The organism is Streptomyces sp. adm13(2018) (assembly GCF_008042145.1).
Classification (GTDB): Bacteria; Actinomycetota; Actinomycetes; order Streptomycetales; family Streptomycetaceae; genus Streptomyces.
In genome coordinates, this window is sequence record NZ_RDBH01000287.1 from 1 (window position 1) to 1,344 (window position 1,344).

Sequence of the window (1,344 nt, forward strand, 5' to 3'; positions counted from 1 at the left end):
GAGCATCCGGTCGCACATCAGGGCCGCCTGCTTGTTGAGCGCCACGTTGTGGATGCGGAGCATGTCGACGCCGGCGGCGATCCCGAGCCCGGTGAGGGCGACGGTGGCACCGTCGCGCTCGGCGGGAGTGCCGCCGACGACCTCCCCGATGAAGTTCTTCCGGGAGTGGGAGAGCAGCGCCGGGGCACCGAGCTCCCGCATGGCGGAGAGGTTCTCGAAGAGGACGAGGTTCTGCGCGGGCGTCTTGCCCATGCCGAGGCCGAAGTCGGCGATCAGCCGGTCGGCGGCGATCCCCTGCTCCCGGGCGTACTCCAGCTGGGCCCTCAGATCGGCCATGACCTCGGCGAAGACGTCGGTGTACCCGGGGTCCAGCCAGTAGCCCCCGTTGGGCCCGGTGACGGAGACCGAGGCCCGGTTGTGGGTGAGGACGAGCGGAACCTCCCGCTCGGCCACCACCTTGGCGAGGTCGGTGTTCCAGGCCCCGTCCGTGGTGCGCAGCCCCCAGCAGCTGTTGATCATGTGGGCTCCGGCGTCCAGCGCGGCCTCGGCGACCCGCGCCTGGCAGGTGTCGACGGAGACGGCCACGGGCACCTCGCGGGTGATCGCCGAGACGATCGGCGTCACCCGGCGCAGCTCCTCGTCCCAGGGCACGGGGGCGGCCCCGGGGAAGGTGGGGACACCGCCGATGTCGACGACGTCGGCGCCGTCGGCGAGGGCGGCGGCGGCCAGGCGGACGGCGGACTCCTCGGCGGCGGGGGTGGCGTACACGCCGTCGCCGCTGAAGGAGTCGGGCGTGGCGTTGATGACGGCCAGCAGATAGGTGCGGCTGCCCCAGTGGATGTCCAGGGGGCCGACGGCGGTGGTGTGCGTGGACATGGGCGGGAGCTCCTGGGGATCGTCAGCCGGCGGGGACGAGGGCGGTCTCGATGGACGCGGCGAGGGCCGCGTCCGCCTCGGTGACGGAGCCGAGGGTGTGGGTGTTGCAGCGGAAGGTGAGGGAGAGCACCGCGGGCAGCTTCACGGCCGGGTCGTCGGCGGGGGTGCGCACCGGCGGGCGCCAGCGGATCTCGATGTCGGGGTGGTGGTTGGCGGCCTCGGCGATCCGCTCCACGCGCTCGACGGTGGCGAGGAGTTCGGGGAAGGTCTTCGGCTCGAAGACCCGGACGAGGGCGCTGTCGCGCACCTCCCAGCCGTCCGGGGCGGCGGTGGGCGTGGCGGTCATGTTTTCCTCCGGAGGCGGACGCGGGCCCGGGGCGGTGCCGGGGCGCGCGGACGGACCGCCGCCGGTACGGCCGGGCGGCGGGAGCGTGGACGGTGGCGGGCCGCGGGTGGCGGACCTCGGGG

Annotated in this window: 2 protein-coding genes; both read right to left on the reverse strand. The window is 74.3% G+C overall.

What is annotated here, in order from left to right; translation table 11 throughout:
* A partial coding sequence (gene folP / locus EAO70_RS36670; protein WP_148007096.1) for a dihydropteroate synthase occupies positions 1-876 on the reverse strand: 876 nt, incomplete at its 3' end.
* A gap of 22 nt (positions 877-898) precedes the next feature.
* The gene (locus tag EAO70_RS36675; protein WP_148007097.1) at positions 899-1,222 is read right to left on the reverse strand and encodes a 4a-hydroxytetrahydrobiopterin dehydratase; all 324 of its coding nucleotides are present in this window, start codon (positions 1,220-1,222) and stop codon (positions 899-901) included.
* Positions 1,223-1,344: the final 122 nt, after the last annotated feature.

What these genes read in the sequence shown, in the direction of transcription:
- EAO70_RS36675 (WP_148007097.1), bottom strand. Translation starts at nt 1,222, where the DNA reads ATGACCGCCACGCCCACCGCCGCCCCGGACGGCTGGGAGGTGCGCGAC.